This window comes from Pseudomonas sp. 21LCFQ02, assembly GCF_024129895.2.
In the GTDB taxonomy this organism is placed as follows: domain Bacteria; phylum Pseudomonadota; class Gammaproteobacteria; order Pseudomonadales; family Pseudomonadaceae; genus Aquipseudomonas.
Genome location: NZ_CM178749.1, coordinates 6,092,839 through 6,110,270 on the forward strand (window position 1 = coordinate 6,092,839; position 17,432 = coordinate 6,110,270).

The window sequence follows — 17,432 nt, forward strand, 5'->3', positions numbered from 1 at the left end:
CCTGACCGGCATGCCGCCAGTCACCGCTCTGCAAACATGGGCAATGTGACATCTATCAGCCCAATCGTCATCCATTGGCGATGAACGGCCCGGCTACTCAGGCAAGTGCAGCGTGCCGTCTTCGTCGGTCATTGCCCGCTCGAGCAGGTCGGCCGGAAGACTCTTGCTGGCCCGTGCCCCCAGTAGACGCAGCTGTTCACTACGGCTGACCAGATTGCCACGCCCTTCAGTGAGTTTATTGCGTGCGGCCGCATAAGCCTTATCCAATTGTTGCAAGCGATTGCCGACTTCATCGAGGTCCTGAATGAACAAGACAAACTTGTCGTAAAGCCAGCCGGCCCGCTCGGCGATTTCCCGGGCATTCTGGCTCTGCCGCTCCTGCTTCCACAGGCTGTCGATCACCCTCAGGGTGGCCAGCAAGGTAGTCGGGCTGACAATCACGATGTGGCGGTCAAACGCTTCCTGAAACAGATTTGGCTCGGCCTGAAGGGCCGCGGCAAAAGCCGCTTCGATCGGCACGAACAGCAGCACGAAATCCAGACTGTGCAGGCCTTCCAGACGTTTATAGTCCTTGCCGGACAAACCCTTGACGTGATTGCGCAGCGACAGCACATGCTGTTTCAGTGCTGCCTGGCCCAGCACCTCGTCAGGAGCACTGACATACTGTTGATAAGCGGTGAGGCTGACCTTGGCATCGACCACCACCTGCTTGTCACCCGGCAGCATGATCAGCACGTCAGGCTGAAAGCGTTCACCCTCAGGCCCCTTGAGGCTGACCTGGGTCTGGTACTCACGGCCCTTTTCCAGCCCGGCGTGCTCCAGCACCCGCTCCAGGATCAACTCTCCCCAGTTGCCTTGGGTCTTCTGACCCTTGAGGGCCTGGGTCAGGTTGGTGGCTTCATCGCTCAGGCGCAGATTGAGCTGTTGCAGGCGCTCCAGCTCCTTACCTAGCGAGAAGCGCTCGCGCGCTTCGTTCTGGTAGCTTTCCTCCACGCGCTTTTCGAACGATTGAATGCGCTCCTTGAGCGGGTTGAGCAACTGGCCGAGCTGCTCCTGGCTGGTCTGGGCAAAGCGCTGCTCGCGCTCGTCGAAAATCTTGCCGGCCAGTTCGGCGAATTGCGCCCGCAGTTCATTGCGTGAATCCTGCAAATCATTGAGGCGTTGCTGGTGGCCTTCCTGCTGCTCGGTCAACTCGGCCTGCAACGCCGCGCAGCGGGCTTCCAGGCGCCGTAACTCGCTTTCTTTGCCAGTGCGCTCGACATTCCAGCCCTCAGCGGCGTCGCGGCGGTCATCGCACTCCTGACGCAGCAACTGGACCTCACGGCGCAATGCCGCCAGATCGGCCTGGCGGGCGGCGTTGGCCTCGCTCAGGTCGCTGACTTCGTCACGGCTGGCTTCAAGCTGCACGGTCAGCCCGTCCTGCGCCAGCTGCGCGGTGCTCAGGCGCTCTTCGAGCAATGCCTGTTCGCCAGCAGCGGTCGCGGCCCGCCGCTGCAACTGCCAGGCCAATGCCAGTAGCGGCGCAGCAGCCAAGGCCAGGCCCAACAACAGGCTGTTCAGTTCAAGCGCCATTTGAGAACTCCACGGCCAGCAGCAATGTGCGTGTTCAGACCCGTAGCGAAGACTGCGTCCTGATGACCGAAGGATCAAGGACTTAAATCGAGGGGGAGCATACTCTACGCCATTTTCTGCCAAGGTAAAGCCCCTGATACACACAGAAATGCACCGGGACAATCCACAGAAGCTGTGGATAACTCAGTGGACAACCCCCCCTATCCCCTCGCAAAGCCACACAGAATGAGGCCTGCGCTCAAACTGTCGATTTTTTCACCAGTAAAAAAAAGCGATGTTTTTCATTGACTTATTAATTCACCGCAGTAAATCAAGCTCTTAGGCGCCCATATGACAGTGATGTGGCAGCTTGTGCCGCTAATGTGCACAACGATGCTTGACAGCTGGCCAGGCTGTAAGCCTCGCCTTACAGAAAGTGAAAAACCAGCGAGCCAGACACTACGGCCGGTCATCGACGCCTGGACGCACCCGGCGTGCAAACCGGTTCACCAGAAATTTTGTCAAAGGGCTTGCATTACCCGCCAATCTCAGGCAGCATCGCCGCCGTTAAGTACCAAGCTGAATGTCAATTCACTCAGGTCGACCAGGTTCCCAAGGCCAGCCACGGCTATAACCCACGGGAACAGACCCCATCGCTGGTTTTTCGAGCACCTCCTTGCTCTCTCTGCTGCGCCAACGCGCTGCACATCAAGGCCCATGCTCCACCGACCCTTCTGCAATTGATCAGGATCTTCATCAGAGCGCGAACCTTTGCTCTTGTATGTTGCCTGACTTCCCACGTACCTACCGGTCAGCCCGAGCGCCACATATTTATGCGCTTCAACTGGCTGCTTTTGTTCCAGTCAGGTTCTACGCCCAATTACGGCCCCAAGACTCCGTACCCCGCGTTTACTGGAATCCTTAATGGATGCACGGCATGCAGACATGCCGTACTCAGGAATATTTTCATAATGACAACTCAACACTTTCATACCCAAGAAGCCATCAACGCCCTGACTCACGCTTTTGCCCCCATGAACTGCCTTATCGTCGCAGCACGCAAGGGCAGCTTCAGCTTTACCCTGGTCAACGAGCACGGCATTGCCCGTCACAGTGAGCGCCTGTACCCCGAGCAGTACGCCAGCGCAGCCCCGCTGCAGGCCGTCATCGACCGCACCCGCCAGGCCCTGGCGGCCTGATTGAGCGCCAGCCGGCTAATCGCCAAGCGTTCTATCGAAGTGATGCTGATAAGACAAACGATGTAAAAACAGACCTTTACACCGTAAATATGACACTACACTTGAACTCAAGCGGCCCTGCCGCTTCCGACGGACCCAACCTTTCATAGTGCTGCCACGCGCGCGGGTCCGCCGGCCACTTCACAGTGAGCGGACTGTCTTATGGGTATCGCAGCCGTACATTTGCACCGTCACGTCATTCGCCCGACTCTGGCCTACCTTGATCGTCACCACCCCGCTGCCGAGGCATTGCTGCTGGGTATCGCTGCCAGTCAGTCGGCGCTCGGTGCCGCACTGGACAGCCCTCGCGGTCATGGCCTCTATCATATTTCCGAATCACGCCATCAGCGGCTCTGGGACGACTACCTGGCGCAGGACCCGAACCTTGCCAGCCTGGTCCGTGGGCTGGCCAGTCAGCATGCGTTCCTCAGCGGCCCGCACCTGGAACTGACCGTCAACCTGCGGTACGCCACAGCGATTGCCTGGCTGATGGTCGAGGCGCAGATCAACACACTGCCCACGGAAGACGATCCTCTGGCAATGGCCAGAATCTGGCGACAGATATTTCAGCCGCAAGGCAGACTGAAAGATTTTGTCACTGCATGGCAACTCAGCGTCGCCCCTTTATTTGCCACCGCCTAAGCGATGGCCGTAGTCCGCACGTTCTGGGACGATCGTGCAAAAAGGTCCGATTGTCAGACAAAAAAAGGCTCTATCTCGGGCTCTTCAGGCTATGGCGCACGGTAGGAAATATTGATACTTTCGATGCCGTGATTCTCATGGAGTACTAATAATGAAAAAAGCAATGCTCAAGACCACACTCGGATTGACTGCCTGTCTCGCCTCCTCCCATCTGCTGGCTTCCGGTTTCGCCCTCAACGAACAAAGCATCAGTGGCATGGGCACCTCGTTCGCCGGTCGTGCATCGGCAGCTGAAGACGCCAGCACAGTGGCTGGCAACCCTGCCGGTATGTCACGCCTCAAGCGTGAACAGGTCAACCTCGGTGCCGCTGCAATTTTTGCCAAGACTGACATCGACAATGGCCAGGGCACCTTCGGCGGCAGCAATGATGGCGACATGGTCCCTGTGGTCGCGGTACCCATGGGTTACTACGTCAAGCCACTCAGCGAACAATGGACCTTCGGCCTGGGCATGTATGCACCATTTGGCCTGAAGACCGACTACGAAAGCGGCTTCGCCGGCCGTTACTGGGGCTCCAAGAGCGAAGTTCAGGTCGTGACGCTGCAGCCGACCATCAGCTACGCCTTCAACGACCGAGTCTCGATCGGTTTCGGGCCGACAATCAACCGTATTGAAGGCGAGCTGGCTTCGGCAGCCGTCAACGCCGCCACACCTGGCCGCAACGACGGCAAGGTCACCATCAAGGGTGATGACGTCGCGGTAGGCTTCAACATCGGTGTGCTGGTCCAGGCCACCGACGACACAAGCATCGGCCTGGCTTACCGTTCCAAGGTCGACTACAAGCTCAAGGGCAAGACCAAGATCGAAGGCCCGGGCTTCAGTGTGTTCAACGGCCAGAAATACGACGCCTCGCTGAAACTGGAAACTCCGGAGTCTGCCGAACTGTCCATCACCCACCAACTGGATGACCAGTGGACACTCTACGCAGGCAGCACCTGGACCCGCTGGAGCCGTCTGCAATCGATCGACGTGAACAACAGCGGCGTGCCGGCCCAGCTCGGCGGCGCAACAGGCCCGATCGGGCGCATTTCGGAAGTCCAGGAGTGGAAAAACACCTGGTACCACGCCATTGGTGCAGCCTACAAACTGAACAACCAGTGGACCCTGCGCACCGGCCTTGCCATGGACCAGTCGCCAGTCAGCAACTCGCATCGTTCGCCACGCATCCCGACTGGCGATCGCAAGATCTTCAGCCTTGGCGCCGGTTACAGCCCGACCGAAGACATCACCATCGACTTCGCTTACCTGTACCTGCGTGAAGAAGAAGCCAAGCTGCGCGATGCCAGCGCAACCAAAGGCGCCTACAACGCTGACTTCCGCAACAGCGCACACACCATCGGTACTTCGCTGACCTACAAGTTCTGATCACGGATCAGCCATGAAAAAGCCCGCAGCCGGTCACGGTTGCGGGCTTTTTAATACCCCTGTGTATGCCTCAAGGCTTTGAAGCAATCGCCTTCTCGATGGCCGCAATCAACTGCGGATCATCCGGCTTGGTGGTGCTGCCGAAGTGGGCGACGACCTTGCCCTGACGATCCACCACATACTTGTTGAAGTTCCAGCGCGGTGCGGCGCCATCGCTTTGTTCGGCAAGATTACGAAACAACGCAATGGCATCGCTGCCGCGTACCGGTTGCGGCTCGGTCATGGTGAAGGTCACGCCGTAATTGACGTAGCAGACCTTGGCCGTTTCTTCACCGTCCCCGGACTCCTGCTTGAAATCATTGGACGGCACGCCCAGCACCTCAAGGCCTTGAGCCTTGTACTGCTGATTCAACGCCTCCAGGCCCTTGAACTGCGAGGTAAAGCCACAGAAGCTGGCCGTATTGACCACCACCAGCGGTTTACCGGCAAAACGCTGGCACAGGTCAATGGTTTGTTTGCCGCGCAACGCGGGCAACTCGCCCTGTTCCTTGAGCACGGCGGGGCAATCGGCGGCCTGGGCGGTACTGCCCAAAGCCAGCAATAGAAGTGGCAGTGAAATCCAGCGCGCAGTCATCGGAGCATCCCTGTGGGTGGTGTTTTAGTCGGTGTATTGTCCGACACGTTACTCCCACAACCGGCCAAAGCTCAACAATTGCCCATGCCCAGTTGCAACGCCGCCAGCCCCATGCGCTGCCACCCCCACCAGCTCAGCGCCAGCAGCGCAGTGCCGGCCGCTACAGCGAGCAGCCAGGGGCCAAGGCGGATCACACTGCAACCTGCAAACGAGCCACCGGACGCTCACGCACCGGCCAGTTCAGGGCCGCCGCCAGCACGCTGAGCAACACTGCGATTTGCCAGACCAGATCGTAACTGCCGGTACGGTCATAGACCACCCCGCCCAGCCAGCCGCCCATGAACGAGCCCAACTGATGGAACAGAAACACGATACCGGCGAGCATCGACAGGTTACGCACACCGAACATCACCGCCACCGTGCCATTGGTCAACGGCACAGTCGACAGCCACAACAGCCCCATCACCACGCCAAACAGGTAGGCCGAGGTCTCACTGAGCGGCACCCAGAGAAATATCACGATCGCCACGCCGCGCAGCAGATACAGCGCGCTGAGCAGCCGAGGTTTGGACATCCGCCCGCCCAGCCAGCCGGCGGTGTAAGTACCGAAGATATTGAACAGCCCCACCAGCGCCAGCACCGTGGTGCCAACCTGCACCGGCAGGTGCTGATCCACCAGATAAGCCGGCAGGTGCAAGCCGATGAAAACCACTTGAAAGCCACAGACGAAAAAGCCCAGCGCCAGCAGCCAGAAGCCGGAATGGCTGCAGGCTTCGCGCAGCGCCTCAGCCAGCGTCTGCTGCGGCCCCTGCGCCTCCACCGGGCGCTGCTCCTTGAGCATCGCGGCCAGCGGCAGGATCAGCGCCACCAGCACGCTGAGCACCAACAAAGCACCGGACCAGCCCAGGCCGCCAATCAGCCCCAGGGTGCCTGGCAGCATCGCGAACTGGCCAAACGAGCCCGCCGCACTAGCAATCCCCATGCCCATGCTGCGTTTTTCCGCAGGCAACGAGCGCCCCACCAGGCTGAGCAAAATCGAGAACGAGGTCCCGGACAAACCGATGCCGATCAGAATCCCGGCACTCAACGACAGGCTCCAAGGCGAATCGGCCATGCTCATCATCGCCAGGCCGATGGCATACAGCACACCCCCTACGAACACCACCTTGCCGGAACCATAACGGTCGGCCAGCGCACCGGCGAACGGTTGCGCCAGCCCCCAGCACAGGTTCTGCAGGGCAATGGCGAAGGCAAACACTTCGCGGCCCCAGCCAAAGTCGCTGCTCATGGGCGCAAGAAACAGCCCGAAACCATGCCGCGTTCCCAGTGATAACGCCAGAATCAGCGCACTGCCCACCATGATCCAGCCGCTGGTTCGCCAGGCTGATGTCATTTGTCATTCCCTCGTTCGTTATTCGGGTGGTTTACCCGTTGTTATTCAGGCCAGGCTTTGCAGCACGCGCAGCAGTTCATTACGCCGGTCTTCACCCAATCGATCGATCAATTGTTGCTGGGCCTGCTCCCAGGCCGGGCCGGCTGCGTGCAGACGCTTATTACCTTCAGCCGTCAGGCGCACCAGCCGATTACGCTGATCACGCCCCTCATCCAGCGCCACCAGCCCTTCGGCTTCCAGCACCCGCAGATTGCGACCCAACGTACTGCGCTCCAGCCCCATGGCTTCAGCCAGACTGGAGATACTCGGTTGGTCGAGACGCTGCAGATGGCGCAGCAGGGAAAACTGGGCGACATTAATCCCGAAGCCGTCCAGCGCTTCGTCATAATGCCGGCTCACCCCACGGGCAGCACGACGCAGATGGGTACAGATACATTCGGTGGTCAACATGAATACGTGTATATACCCGCATCAGTGGATATTGCAAGATATTTCACAGCATGCCAGCCACGACAAGAACAACATCGTCTGTAGGAGGAGCTTGCGCCCCGAAGGCTCTATTGACAGCGAATGCTGCTTTACAAGGCCAACGCCACCAGCACGGCGACCTCAAGCAACTCCAGCAACGCCCCGGCGGTGTCCCCGGTGGTGCCGCCGAGTCGGCGCAGCATCAGGCTGCGCAGCCAAAGGAAGCCCGCGCTGGCGACGAGCAAGGCAACTACGCCGCTGGCGCCCCCCAACAACAGGCAGGCCACCACCACTACGCCCGACACTTGCCAGCCAGCGCGACGCGGCAGGTGATCGGCTAGCGCCTGGCCCAGGCCGCCAGCACGCACGTAGGGCGTGCTGAGAAACAGCCCCAGCAACGCCGTGCGCCCGATCAGCGGTGCCAGCAGCAAGCCGATCCATGCCTGCTGCTCAAGCAGGACCAGAATCGCGCAGAACTTCAGCAGCAACACCAGCACCAGGGTGACCACCGCAATCGGTCCGCTGCGCGGGTCCTTCATGATGCTCAGGGTGCGCTCACGATCACCGAAGCCGCCCAGCCATGCGTCCGCGCTGTCGGCCAGGCCGTCCAGGTGCAGCCCACCGCTGAGCAGCACCCAGGCGCAGAGCAGCAGCGCCGCCTGCAAGATCGGCGGGGTTGCGGACAACAGCGCCGCGAGCAACATCAACAACGCGCCGAACAGCGCCCCGACCAGCGGATAAAACAGCAGCGAACGGCCCATCTGCTGCGGTTCCGGCATGCCCGGCAAACGCACCGGCAGGCTGCTGAGAAATTGCACGGCGATCCACAAAGGCAGCATCTCAAAGCTCCGTCAGGGTGCCATCCACCGCCACTTGCACGCTGTGCAGCGCGCCATGGGCCACCGACACTTGCAGCAACTGCTCACGGGGCAGGCCGCGGGCACGGGCCAACAACAGGCGGATCACCCCGCCATGGCAGACCAGCAACACCCGTTCACCGTCATGGCGCTGCTGCAAGCGTTGCAACGCCGCGCCCACACGCTCGGCAAACGCCGCCACCGGCTCGCCATTGGGCGGGGTGAAGGTGTAGGGGTTGTTCCAGAACGCGCCCAGGCCATCGGCATCGGTTTGCATGATCTGCGCCGCGCGGCGCCCTTCCCAGTCACCGAAATGCAGCTCCTGAACATCAGCGTCCAGGCTCAGCGGCAGTTGCAGACGCTCGGCCAATACTTGCGCGAACCGTGCACAGCGCTGCAACGGCGAACTGACGATCCGGGTCCATGGCGCGGCACCTGTTGCAGCGTCGGCCACGGCGGCATGCATCTGTGCCCAGCCCGCTTCGGTCAGGGCATCGTCGATACTGCCGCGCAGACCGCCGCCCAGTTCGGTTTCGCCATGGCGCAGCAGGTCGACGATCATGCCGGGCGATCCGCCACGGCGGCTTCGGCAAAGGTCGCCATGCCGTTATGCAGCTCGCAGGCCAGGCGCACCAGCGGTACTGCCAGCGCCGCACCACTGCCTTCGCCCAGCCGCAGCCCCAGATCAAGCAGCGGCTCGGCCTGCAGCACTTCCAGGACATGCCGATGACCGGGCTCGGCACCGCGATGACCAAACAACAGCCATGGCCGTATCGATGGATTCAGGCGCACCGCCACCAAGGCGGCGACGCTGCAAATAAAGCCATCGACCAGCGCGACGATACCTTCCTGAGCGCAGGCCAGGTAGGCACCGGCCAGAGCGGCGATCTCGAAGCCGCCAAGGCTCAGCAAACTGCCCAGCGGATCGCCCGCATGTTCGGCATGCAACGCCAGGCCGCGCTCGATCACGGCGGTCTTGTGCTGCACGCCCTCGGCGTTCAGACCGGTGCCCGGACCAACCATCAATGCTGCCGCACACTCAAGCAATGAACAGGCTACGGCACTGGCTGCGGTGGTATTGCCAATGCCCATTTCACCGCCGACAAACAGCTCGATACCGGCGGCCTTGGCGCGTAGTACGCTGTCACGCCCGGCCTGCAACGCCGCATGGCCCTGCCCGGCGTTCATCGCCGGGCCGCTGACGAAGCTGGCGGTGCCGGCGCCCAGTTGCAGATGACGCACACCTGGCAGGTTCAGGGCACTGACAGTGCCGAGGTCGACCACATCCAGCTGCGCGGCCAATTGCCGGGCCAGTACGCTGATAGCCGCACCGCCATTGACGAAGTTGCCGAGCATCTGCCCGGTGACTTCCTGCGGATAGGCCGACACGCCTTCGCTGACCACCCCGTGGTCGCCGGCAAAAATCGCAATCCACAGCCGGTCGACAGCTGGTTTTTCGCGGCCTTGCAGGCCCGCGATCTGCACCGCCAGACGCTCCAGTTGCGCCAGCGAGCCGGCCGGTTTGGTCAGTTGCTGCTGACGCGCCAGCGCCGCTTCACGGGCCGCCACGTCGATACTGCGAGCAGGGGCAAGCCACCAGGATTGAGTCATGGAGCAGTTCCTTTCAAAGTCAGAGGCAGGCCGGCAACCGTCAACACCACGCGCTGGCAGCGTTCGGCAAGGGCCTGATGCAACAAGCCGGCTTCGTCAACATAGCGACGGGTCAGCTCACCCAGGGGCACTACACCCAACCCGGTTTCATTGCTGACAAAAATGATTTCGCCCGGCAGGGCCGCCACGCTATCGAGCAGCGCCTGGCGCTCATGGGCCAGCCGTTGCGGGTCGTCGAGCATCAGCAGGTTGGTCAGCCACAGGGTCAGGCAATCGATTAGCAGGCACTGGCCCGGCGCCGCCCACTCACGCAGAACCCGCGCCAGTTCCAGCGGTTCTTCGACCAACCCCCAGTGCTCGGGGCGTCGCGCCCGGTGCAGGGCCACACGCTGGTTGAGTTCGCCGTCTACCGGCTGGCTGGTGGCAATGTAGGTCACCGCCAGCCCCGAGCGGCTTGCCAGCTCTTCAGCCAGGCGGCTCTTGCCAGAGCGAGCGCCGCCGAGAATCAGTTGCAGCATGTCAGTTGTTCTCCAGACCGCACAGCCCACGCAACAGCGCGCCATCGAGGTGCTTGTCGACCAGATCGGCGAGGCGTTCGATATCGCGCTCGCGCAGCGCGTGATAGTCAACACTCTGCACATCTTCAAGCCCGGCCCAGCGCAGCAGCGCGCCGCAAGCGGCCGGCGATTCAAACAGGCCATGCAGATAGGTGCCAAGCACCTGGCCATCGGCGCTTTGCGCGCCATCGCAGCGACCGTCTGCCAATTGCACCGCCGGTTGCTCCAGGGCCGGGCCACTGGTGACCCCGGCATGAATCTCGTAGCCGCTGACCTCGGCGCCTTCCAGGCTCAGCACACCGCGCACGTTACGCAGTTGCTTTTGCGCCTCCAGCACCGTGCTGATCTGTAGCAGAGCAAAACCGGCACTGGAACCCGGCGCGCCTTCCAGGCCCAACGGGTCATGCACCTGCTCACCGAGCATCTGCAGCCCGCCGCAAATGCCCAACAGCTTGCCGCCATAGCGCAGATGCCGGGCGATCGCCGGCTCCCAGCCATTGGCGCGCAGATACGCCAGGTCACTGCGCACGCTCTTGGAGCCAGGCAGGATGATCAGGTCGGCGGGCGGAATCGGCTGGCCGGCGCTGATGAACTGCAAGTTAACCTGCGGGTGCAGGCGCAGCGGGTCAAAGTCCGTGTGATTGCTGATGCGCGGCAGCACCGGCACCACCACGTTGAGTACCTTGTCGAGCTTTTCGGTCTGGCGTCGGTCCAGACCGTCTTCGGCTTCCAGATGCAAATCCATCAGGTAGGGCAGCACACCCACTACCGGCTTGCCGGTGCGTTGCTCCAGCCAGTCCAGGCCTGGCTGCAGCAACGCCACATCACCACGAAAGCGGTTGATGATAAAGCCCTTGACCCGAGCCTGCTCGCTGGGCGAGAGCAGCTCCAGCGTACCGACCAGGTGGGCAAACACCCCGCCGCGGTTAATGTCGGCAATCAACAGCACCGGGCAGTCCACCGCCTCGGCAAAGCCCATATTGGCGATGTCGTTCTCGCGCAAGTTGATCTCGGCCGGTGAGCCGGCGCCTTCGACCATCACCACTTGATACGCCGCGCTCAGGCGCTGGTGCGAGTCGAGCACAGCTTGCATGGCGATGGCTTTGTAACCGTGATAAGCCACCGCATTCATGGTGGTCACCGCCCGCCCATGAATGATCACCTGCGAGCCGGTGTCGGTATTGGGTTTGAGCAGCACCGGGTTCATGTCGGTGTGCGGTTCAAGACCGCTGGCCTGGGCCTGTACAGCCTGGGCACGGCCAATCTCGCCGCCGTCGGCAGTGACCGCGCTGTTGAGCGCCATGTTCTGCGGTTTGAACGGCACCACACTGATGCCCTGGCGTTTGAGCCAGCGGCACAGGCCGGTTACCAGCGTGCTTTTGCCCGCATCGGAGGTGGTGCCTTGCACCATCAGGGTGGTCATTTCAGGTCCTTGCGGTAGTCATGCAGCAGGGTTTCCAGGCGCTGCCAGTCAGCTTCACTGTGCGGCAGGCCAAAACGCAGGCTGCTGTGTTCGGCACGCTCGGCCTTGAACAAGCGCAGCAACACTCCACGCCGGGCAGCAAACTCGTGCAACGGCTCAGCATGGGCAGTGACCAGCCATTGAAACAGTGCGCAACCGCCGTCAGGTTCCAGACCATGAGCGCTGAGCAGCGCTGACAAGCGCAGCGCCGCATATTCACAACGCTCCCGCTGCAATTGCTGGCCGGACAGATCGCTCAGGCACGCCAGCCCGACCTTGCGGGTGGGGCCGCTGACGGCCCAGGGGCCGATCTCGCTCGCCAGTGCCTGCAACAAACCGGCCTCAGCCAGCACAAAGCCCAGCCGCGCACCGGCCAGGCCAAAAAACTTGCCAAACGAGCGCAACACGATAAGCCCGCTGCGCCAGGTTTCGGCCGCCAGGCTGTGCGCCGGCGCGGTGTCCATAAACGCCTCGTCCACCACCAGCCAGCCACCGCGCTCGGCCAGCCGGGCATGCCATTTGAGCAACTGCTCAGGCGCAATCAAACGGCCGGTGGGGTTGTTCGGGTTGACCACCACCAGCACGTTGAAGACATCGATGAAGTGCTCGACTTCATGCTCCAGCACTTCACGCACCAGAAAACCGCTCTTGCGCCAGGCATGAGCATGCTCGGCGTAACACGGCGACAGCACGCCAACCTTGCCGACGGGGCCACGCAAGCGAGGCAACGCCTGAATGGCGGCCTGGGACCCCGGCACCGGCAACACCTGCGCGGCGTTGTAATAAGCGCAAGCCGCCGCCTCCAGACCGTCATCGGTTTCTGGCAAACGTGCCCAGTCGCGCGCATCGACCGGCGCAATCGGCCAGGACCACGGCGCGATACCGGTGGACAGGTCCAGCCAGTCGGCCTCGGCAATCGCGTACTGCTGCGCCGCTGCGCGTAGCCGGCCGCCATGTTCAAGCATAGAGTTGCGCTCCCACGCAGAGAATCAGCAGCCACAGCCATACGCCGCGCTGCACCAGTTGCCAGCCGGCTTCGATGGACTCGGCATCGGCAGGCCGGCCTTCGCCCAGCGCTGGACGCTCGTGCAACTCACCGTGATAAATCGCTGCACCGCCCAGCTCGACCCCCAGCGCGCCAGCGCCCGCCGCCATCACAGGGCCAGCATTGGGGCTGTCCCAGGTCGGCCCCTGGGTGCGCCAGCAACGCAGCGCCAGGCGGGTTTTGCCCAGCAGCGCGTAGGTCAAGGCCACCAGCCGCGCAGGAATGTAATTGAGCACGTCGTCGATCTTCGCCGCCGCCCAGCCGAAGCGCTCGAAGCGCTCGTTGCGGTAACCCCACATAGCGTCGAGGGTATTGCTCAGGCGATACAGCACCACCCCGGGCGCACCGGCCACGACAAACCAGAACAACGCGGCGAATACCGCATCGCTGCCATTTTCCAGCACCGACTCGGTGGCCGCGCGGGCCACGCCATTGGCGTCAAGCTCCGAAGTCTGGCGGCTGACCAGATAACCGACCCGCTGCCGCGCCTGGTCGAGGTCACCGCCACGCAACGCCGCCGCGACCGGCTGCACATGCTCGCCGAGGCTGCGCAGGCCCAGCGCGCAGTACAACGCCAGAATGTCCACCAGCAGCCCGATATAGGGCAGCCAGCTCAGCAAGGTGATCAGCAGGGTCAGCGGAATCACCGCCAGCACCCAGGCGGTGACTCCATGACTGCGCCAGCCGCGCCCAGCGGCATTGAAACGCTGTTCGATGCGCTCGGCGTATCGCCCGAACGCCACCAGCGGATGCGAGCGTTTCGGTTCTCCAAGCAACGCATCCAGCGCCACCCCCGCTACGCTCAACAGCGCCACACTCATCGATGCACTCCCCATTGATTCTCATACAGCAGTTGTTCCAGCGGGCGCTCTTGCGCCCAGCCTTCGAGCACCAGCATGGGTGCCGGATAGAAACCGGTGACCGGCCCCAGGCATAGAATCGCCAACGGTCGGGCGCCCTCGGGCATGTTCAGCAGGGCGGCCAGGTTGTCAGGATCGAACAGCGACACCCAGCCCATGCCCAGCCCTTCGGCGCGGGCCGCCAGCCACATATTCTGAATGGCGCAGGACATTGAGGCGATGTCCATTTCCGGCATCGTGCGTCGGCCAAAGACAAACTGCTCACGGCCGTCCATCAGCGCCGCGACGATCACCTCGGCACAGTCGCTGATACCCTCGACCTTGAGCTTCATGAATTCATCGGCGCGCTCGCCCAATGCTTCAGCGGTGCGGACCCGCTCCTGCTCGACCTGCTCTTGCATGCGGTTGCGCAGCGCCGTATCAGTGATCCGGATAAAGCGCCAAGGCTGCATCAGGCCGACGCTCGGCGCGTGGTGCGCGGCTTCGAGCAAGCGCGCCAGAACCTCGGGCGCCACCGTGCCACCGCTGAAATGACGCATGTCGCGGCGCTCGGCAATTGCCCGGTACACCGCGGCCCGCTCATCCGGGCTAAAGGCTGCTTCACTCATGGTTTCAGCAACGCCGCCACCGCCTGGGGGTTGGAAGGGAAATAAAAGTGCACATAAGAGGCGGTCAGCCGGCCCAGCCGGTACACAGCTTCCGCGCCGCGTCCGCCATTTGGGCTGATGCCTCGGGCAATCGGCTCCAGCTCAGTGCTGGTCAGCGAATGGTGATAGGTGTGCCCGCGCAACACGCCCTCAGGCAGCGTCACCGCTTGCAGTGCCAACGCCGCCAGGCGCTTCTGCATGGTCGCCTCACCGGGCAGCAGGCCGGCCAACTCAGCGCGCACCCCGTCGACATCGGTCAGTGCGTCGAGCAGATACAGCATGCCGCCACATTCGGCCAGCAGCGGCTTGCCCTGTGCATGGTGGGCGGCAATCGCCTCGCGCATCGAGCGGTTGGCCTGCAACGCAACGTGGTGCAATTCAGGGTAACCGCCGGGCAGGTACAGGCTGTCCGCTTCGGGCAACTGGCTGTCGTGAATCGGCGAAAAGAACTTCAGCTCCGCGCCCATGGTGCGCAGCAACTCCAGGCTGGCGCCGTAGGTGAAAGCAAAAGCTTCGTCACGGGCAATCGCAACCCGCACCCCGGCCAGCCAGGGCTCGACCGGTTGCGGCTCGGGCGCAGCAAAACTGACCGGCGGCGGCAGCGCAACTTCGCAAGTGCCGGCCAGCGCCTCGGCCGCAGCATCTAGGCGCGCATCCAGGTCATTCAGTTCGCTGGCCTGCACCAGGCCCAAATGCCGACTGGGCAGTTCAATACCGGTTTCACGTGACAACGCGCCGTACCAGCGCAGGCCTTCGGTCAGGCTGTTTTCCAGCAACTGCGCATGGCGCACCGTGCCAACCCGGTTGGCCAGCACACCGGCGAATGGCAGGTCTGGCTGATAACGGGCCAGTCCCAGCGCCAGTGCGCCAAAGGTCTGGGCCATGGCAGTACCGTCAATAACGCCCAGCACCGGCACCCCGAAGTGGCGGGCCAGATCCGCGCTGGAGGGCGTGCCATCGAACAGGCCCATAACCCCTTCAATCAGGATCAGGTCAGCCTCAGCGGCCGCCTCCCAGAGCAGCCGCCGGCTTTCATCGGCGCCGACCATCCACAGGTCCAGTTGATAGACCGGCGCACCACTGGCGCGTTCGAGAATCATCGGGTCGAGAAAGTCCGGCCCGCACTTGAACACCCGGACCTTGCGGCCCTGATTGCGATGCAAACGTGCCAGGGCAGCAGTGACGGTAGTCTTGCCCTGGCCGGACGCCGGCGCGGCGATCAGTACCGCAGGACATTGTCGCGCTTGCGCATCACTCACAGTTCGATGCCCTTCTGCGCCCGGATGCCGGCCTGGAAGGCATGCTTGACCATGCCGATCTCCGAGACGGTATCGGCCAGCTCGATCAGTTCCGGTTTTGCCCCGCGACCGGTCACCACGACGTGCTGCATCGGCGGGCGCGCCTGCAGGTCGTTGAGCACCTGCTCCAGGTCGAGGTAGCCGTGTTTGAGCGCGATATTCAGCTCGTCGAGGATCACCAGATTGATGTTCGGGTCGCTGAGCAACTGCTTCGACACTTGCCAGGCCGCTTCGGCAGCGGCGATGTCGCGCTGGCGGTCCTGGGTTTCCCAGGTAAAGCCCTCGCCCATGACGTGATAACGCACCTGGTCGGGGAAACGGCGGAAGAACAGCTCTTCGCCAGTGGCGTTACGGCCCTTGATAAATTGCACCACGCCACACTGCATATCGTGGCCCATCGCCCGGGCGAGCATGCCAAAGGCCGAGCTGCTCTTGCCCTTGCCATTGCCGCCCAGCACCAGCAGCAGGCCGCACTCGTTGGGCGAGTTGGCGATGCGTTCATCGATAATGGCTTTTTTACGCTGCATGCGCGCCAGATGGCGCTCGTCGCGTTCGAGGGACTCGTTCATCTCAGCTCTCCGCTGGAAAGGCAGGCGAAAGCAGACAACAGGACGACAGAACGCCAAGGCAGTCAGTTGCCTTGCGCAGAGCATCGCCCGCCGTGATGCCTTGAATACGTGACAGGCCGGTCTCCGGGCTCATGAGCGAGGCATTGCCTGCCGACCGTGCGCCTTCCCGGAGAATGTCCAGTGGCACCATGCGCGGTCTTGACTCATTTACCGTTGCGGGGGCAGCGCCGGAATCGAAGTGCGTGTCTTCCCACCGGCTTCCCTGTTTCACCCTGCCAGCCGTTGGCTGCCGGGCACCTGAAACAAACCGCGAAGGGTAGAGGGTTGGGCATGGAGCGTCAAACGGTATCGGGTCGGGTATCGGCGCGTCTGCGCGTAGGAACGGCTTTAGCCGCAATACCGTCCGATCAGGCACTTCACTTTTTGTGGGAGCGAGCTTGCTCGCGAAGAGGCCGGTAAAGTCAGCGCATTTGCTGTGAAGCTGGCATCGCATTCGCGAGCAAGCTCGCTCCCACCGGATTTGTGCCGTGCTCTAGAAACAGACACGACGCTCACTCGCTAAGAGCCGACTTCCCCCTACGCGATGCCTCCACTAACGGTTGTTCTGCGCCAGGCTGGAAGGCTCCAGAACGCGCTTGGCGTTCAGGTAGGCTTTCTGCCAATAAGGCGAGCCGAGGCTGTCGAGCTTGACGGTGCCGCCAGTGGCCGGGGCATGCACGAAGCGGCCTTCGCCGACGTAGATGCCGGCATGGGAGACCTGCGAGCCGCCGGAGGTGGCGAAGAACACCAGGTCGCCGGTCTGCAGGTTCTCGCGGCCGACGTTGGGCGCTTTCATCACGATCATGTCGCGGGTCGAACGCGGCAGGCTGATGCCCGCCATGTCGCGGTAGACATAGCCGATCAGGCCACTGCAGTCGAAGCCGGAGTCCGGGGTATTACCGCCCCAGCGGTAAGGCGTGCCGACCAGGCCTAGCGCGCGAAACAGCACGTCTTCGGCAGCGGGTGAATTCAGCACCGCAGGCGCGACGATCACCGGACGCTGGACGACCTTGGGTTTGGGCGGCGGCGCGCTGGCGCAGGCGCCGAGCAGCGCAGCGAGAGAGATCACGGCACAGCGTAAGAAAATCGACATGACCACAAAAACTCCATCAGGAATGCGGCTTTACTGCCGAAA

The 17,432-nt window shown here is 62.5% G+C and carries 19 protein-coding genes and 1 riboswitch; of the genes, 3 read left to right on the forward strand and 16 right to left on the reverse strand.

The genetic code is table 11. The annotated features are described in order from the left end of the window. Positions 1–93: 93 nt before the first annotated feature. Entirely contained in the window at positions 94–1,458 is a 1,365-nt protein-coding gene (locus tag NJC40_RS27600; protein ID WP_162484341.1) for a DNA recombination protein RmuC, read from the reverse strand. A gap of 1,064 nt (positions 1,459–2,522) precedes the next feature. Between NJC40_RS27600 and NJC40_RS27605 the strand changes: the two genes are divergently transcribed. The 3 genes from NJC40_RS27605 (at position 2,523) to NJC40_RS27615 (ending at position 4,857) form a co-directional block, all read left to right on the forward strand. Further along, positions 2,523–2,750 (forward strand): hypothetical protein, encoded by a 228-nt coding sequence (locus NJC40_RS27605; RefSeq protein WP_045482064.1) that lies wholly within the window; start codon positions 2,523–2,525, stop codon positions 2,748–2,750. Between the two features lie 201 nt (positions 2,751–2,951). After that, entirely contained in the window at positions 2,952–3,431 is a 480-nt protein-coding gene (locus tag NJC40_RS27610) for a hypothetical protein (protein ID WP_045482067.1), read from the forward strand. Positions 3,432–3,582: 151 nt separating this feature from the next. Then, a complete protein-coding gene (locus tag NJC40_RS27615; RefSeq protein ID WP_045482070.1) occupies positions 3,583–4,857 on the forward strand; it encodes an OmpP1/FadL family transporter in 1,275 nt (424 codons plus the stop codon). Between the two features lie 70 nt (positions 4,858–4,927). On the opposite strand, the gene NJC40_RS27620 is transcribed toward NJC40_RS27615, so the two are convergent. The 15 genes from NJC40_RS27620 to NJC40_RS27690 form a co-directional block, all read right to left on the reverse strand. Next, a complete protein-coding gene (locus NJC40_RS27620; protein WP_045482074.1) occupies positions 4,928–5,491 on the reverse strand; it encodes a glutathione peroxidase in 564 nt (187 codons plus the stop codon). 71 nt (positions 5,492–5,562) lie between these two features. Further along, positions 5,563–5,685 carry a hypothetical protein gene (locus NJC40_RS27625; protein WP_269451202.1) on the reverse strand — a complete coding sequence of 41 codons (123 nt, stop codon included), beginning with the start codon at positions 5,683–5,685 and terminating at the stop codon, positions 5,563–5,565. Further along, a complete protein-coding gene (locus tag NJC40_RS27630) occupies positions 5,682–6,884 on the reverse strand; it encodes an MFS transporter (protein ID WP_253115067.1) in 1,203 nt (400 codons plus the stop codon). The genes NJC40_RS27625 and NJC40_RS27630 overlap by 4 nt, the downstream gene beginning before the upstream one ends. Positions 6,885–6,929: 45 nt before the next feature. After that, on the reverse strand, positions 6,930–7,334 hold the full coding sequence (locus NJC40_RS27635; protein WP_045482079.1) for a MarR family winged helix-turn-helix transcriptional regulator: 405 nt from the start codon (positions 7,332–7,334) through the stop codon (positions 6,930–6,932). Between the two features lie 128 nt (positions 7,335–7,462). Continuing rightward, positions 7,463–8,191 (reverse strand): adenosylcobinamide-GDP ribazoletransferase, encoded by a 729-nt coding sequence (locus NJC40_RS27640; protein WP_045482083.1) that lies wholly within the window; start codon positions 8,189–8,191, stop codon positions 7,463–7,465. Position 8,192: 1 nt separating this feature from the next. Then, positions 8,193–8,771, reverse strand: a complete 579-nt coding sequence (gene cobC / locus NJC40_RS27645; RefSeq protein WP_253140695.1) for an alpha-ribazole phosphatase family protein — start codon at positions 8,769–8,771, stop codon at positions 8,193–8,195. Continuing rightward, the gene (gene cobT / locus NJC40_RS27650) at positions 8,768–9,820 is read right to left on the reverse strand and encodes a nicotinate-nucleotide--dimethylbenzimidazole phosphoribosyltransferase (RefSeq protein WP_253140694.1); all 1,053 of its coding nucleotides are present in this window, start codon (positions 9,818–9,820) and stop codon (positions 8,768–8,770) included. The genes cobC and cobT overlap by 4 nt, the downstream gene beginning before the upstream one ends. Further along, positions 9,817–10,338, reverse strand: a complete 522-nt coding sequence (gene cobU / locus NJC40_RS27655; RefSeq protein WP_045482092.1) for a bifunctional adenosylcobinamide kinase/adenosylcobinamide-phosphate guanylyltransferase — start codon at positions 10,336–10,338, stop codon at positions 9,817–9,819. The genes cobT and cobU overlap by 4 nt, the downstream gene beginning before the upstream one ends. Position 10,339: 1 nt before the next feature. Next, positions 10,340–11,800 (reverse strand): cobyric acid synthase, encoded by a 1,461-nt coding sequence (locus tag NJC40_RS27660; protein ID WP_253140693.1) that lies wholly within the window; start codon positions 11,798–11,800, stop codon positions 10,340–10,342. Continuing rightward, complete coding sequence (cobD, locus tag NJC40_RS27665) at positions 11,797–12,804, reverse strand: threonine-phosphate decarboxylase CobD (protein ID WP_253140692.1); 1,008 nt, start codon at positions 12,802–12,804, stop codon at positions 11,797–11,799. The genes NJC40_RS27660 and cobD overlap by 4 nt, the downstream gene beginning before the upstream one ends. After that, complete coding sequence (cbiB, locus tag NJC40_RS27670; RefSeq protein WP_045482101.1) at positions 12,797–13,705, reverse strand: adenosylcobinamide-phosphate synthase CbiB; 909 nt, start codon at positions 13,703–13,705, stop codon at positions 12,797–12,799. The genes cobD and cbiB overlap by 8 nt, the downstream gene beginning before the upstream one ends. Next, positions 13,702–14,352, reverse strand: a complete 651-nt coding sequence (bluB, locus tag NJC40_RS27675; RefSeq protein ID WP_045482104.1) for a 5,6-dimethylbenzimidazole synthase — start codon at positions 14,350–14,352, stop codon at positions 13,702–13,704. The genes cbiB and bluB overlap by 4 nt, the downstream gene beginning before the upstream one ends. Continuing rightward, on the reverse strand, positions 14,349–15,650 hold the full coding sequence (locus NJC40_RS27680; RefSeq protein WP_253140691.1) for a cobyrinic acid a,c-diamide synthase CobB: 1,302 nt from the start codon (positions 15,648–15,650) through the stop codon (positions 14,349–14,351). Before NJC40_RS27680 ends, bluB begins: the two co-directional genes overlap by 4 nt. After that, on the reverse strand, positions 15,647–16,258 hold the full coding sequence (gene cobO, locus NJC40_RS27685; protein ID WP_045482110.1) for a cob(I)yrinic acid a,c-diamide adenosyltransferase: 612 nt from the start codon (positions 16,256–16,258) through the stop codon (positions 15,647–15,649). Before cobO ends, NJC40_RS27680 begins: the two co-directional genes overlap by 4 nt. 97 nt (positions 16,259–16,355) lie before the next feature. Further along, positions 16,356–16,574: riboswitch (cobalamin riboswitch) on the reverse strand. A gap of 276 nt (positions 16,575–16,850) precedes the next feature. Continuing rightward, positions 16,851–17,390 carry a C40 family peptidase gene (locus NJC40_RS27690; RefSeq protein WP_045482113.1) on the reverse strand — a complete coding sequence of 180 codons (540 nt, stop codon included), beginning with the start codon at positions 17,388–17,390 and terminating at the stop codon, positions 16,851–16,853. Between the last annotated feature and the right edge of the window lie 42 nt (positions 17,391–17,432).

Coding starts and splice junctions, on each gene's coding strand:
- NJC40_RS27660 (WP_253140693.1), bottom strand. CDS start 11,800: ATGACCACCCTGATGGTGCAAGGCACCACCTCCGATGCGGGCAAAAGC.
- NJC40_RS27610 (WP_045482067.1), top strand. CDS start 2,952: ATGGGTATCGCAGCCGTACATTTGCACCGTCACGTCATTCGCCCGACT.
- cobT (WP_253140694.1), bottom strand. CDS start 9,820: ATGACTCAATCCTGGTGGCTTGCCCCTGCTCGCAGTATCGACGTGGCG.
- cobC (WP_253140695.1), bottom strand. CDS start 8,771: ATGATCGTCGACCTGCTGCGCCATGGCGAAACCGAACTGGGCGGCGGT.
- NJC40_RS27605 (WP_045482064.1), top strand. CDS start 2,523: ATGACAACTCAACACTTTCATACCCAAGAAGCCATCAACGCCCTGACT.
- NJC40_RS27630 (WP_253115067.1), bottom strand. CDS start 6,884: ATGACATCAGCCTGGCGAACCAGCGGCTGGATCATGGTGGGCAGTGCG.
- cobD (WP_253140692.1), bottom strand. CDS start 12,804: ATGCTTGAACATGGCGGCCGGCTACGCGCAGCGGCGCAGCAGTACGCG.
- cbiB (WP_045482101.1), bottom strand. CDS start 13,705: ATGAGTGTGGCGCTGTTGAGCGTAGCGGGGGTGGCGCTGGATGCGTTG.
- cobO (WP_045482110.1), bottom strand. CDS start 16,258: ATGAACGAGTCCCTCGAACGCGACGAGCGCCATCTGGCGCGCATGCAG.
- bluB (WP_045482104.1), bottom strand. CDS start 14,352: ATGAGTGAAGCAGCCTTTAGCCCGGATGAGCGGGCCGCGGTGTACCGG.
- cobU (WP_045482092.1), bottom strand. CDS start 10,338: ATGCTGCAACTGATTCTCGGCGGCGCTCGCTCTGGCAAGAGCCGCCTG.
- NJC40_RS27640 (WP_045482083.1), bottom strand. CDS start 8,191: ATGCTGCCTTTGTGGATCGCCGTGCAATTTCTCAGCAGCCTGCCGGTG.
- NJC40_RS27635 (WP_045482079.1), bottom strand. CDS start 7,334: ATGTTGACCACCGAATGTATCTGTACCCATCTGCGTCGTGCTGCCCGT.
- NJC40_RS27620 (WP_045482074.1), bottom strand. CDS start 5,491: ATGACTGCGCGCTGGATTTCACTGCCACTTCTATTGCTGGCTTTGGGC.
- NJC40_RS27690 (WP_045482113.1), bottom strand. CDS start 17,390: ATGTCGATTTTCTTACGCTGTGCCGTGATCTCTCTCGCTGCGCTGCTC.
- NJC40_RS27615 (WP_045482070.1), top strand. CDS start 3,583: ATGAAAAAAGCAATGCTCAAGACCACACTCGGATTGACTGCCTGTCTC.